Genomic DNA, 413 nt, shown 5'->3' on the forward strand with positions numbered 1-413 from the left:
CCTCTACTTCTGCGACCCTAGCCGTCCTGACCAGAAGGGGCGGATTGAGAAGAACCATACGGTTTTGCGAGCTATTCTTCCCAAGGGTACTTCCTTTGACCAGCTGACTCAGAAAGACGTCAATCTAGTCATTTCCCATGTCAATTCCTTGAAACGAGAAGAGTTTCAAGGAAAATCTGCTTACGACGTCTTCACCTTCACATTTGGCGAGGACATCGCTGCTCTTCTGGGTTGCCAATTTGTCAAACCAGAAGACACACACTTATCACCTGATTTATTGAAATAAAGGGAATTTTCCCCTCTAATTACACATCTTATGACCATCGAAAAGTCTCACACTAAACGCTAGCAACTGGAATTTACTCTAAGACGACTCTGTTTTAGGGCTATTTGTCGTGCACTTTTTTCTGAGT

1 pseudogene is annotated in these 413 nt (G+C 43.8%); it reads left to right on the forward strand.

Annotated features, from left to right (window positions below):
* Nucleotides 1-286, forward strand: a pseudogene (locus tag ADI86_RS05395) (IS30 family transposase); the annotation flags it as partial.
* Nucleotides 287-413 lie beyond the last annotated feature (127 nt).

It is taken from the genome of Streptococcus pseudopneumoniae (assembly GCF_001074975.1).
Classification (GTDB): domain Bacteria; phylum Bacillota; class Bacilli; order Lactobacillales; family Streptococcaceae; genus Streptococcus; species Streptococcus pseudopneumoniae_D.